The organism is Pseudomonas sp. SIMBA_068 (assembly GCF_046534705.1).
Classification (GTDB): domain Bacteria; phylum Pseudomonadota; class Gammaproteobacteria; order Pseudomonadales; family Pseudomonadaceae; genus Aquipseudomonas; species Aquipseudomonas putida.
Map to the genome: position 1 here is coordinate 1 of NZ_JAWRYI010000810.1, position 261 is coordinate 261.

General features: G+C 55.2%; 1 pseudogene. It reads right to left on the minus strand.

The annotated features are described in order from the left end of the window. Positions 1-261: pseudogene (locus SB756_RS31555) on the minus strand (hypothetical protein); the annotation flags it as partial.

The window sequence follows — 261 nt, forward strand, 5'->3', positions numbered from 1 at the left end:
GGACCTTTTAGCATCAGACCTCCAGCTGGCTCGTCGGCAATTTCCGGCAGAACCCAGACGTTAACTTCGTCGATTAATGCCCGGTAACCGAAGAAGTCATCGAATGCCTGAATTTTCAGTTGATTGGTGCTGTTGCGGATCACCGCATACGGACCGGTGCCGATGGGATGGCTGGCAAAGTTACTGAGGGTTTCCCATTCGCGCGGCAGGATCATCGCCGGAACTTGCCCCAGCAATAACGGTAACCAGCGGTCCGGTTGC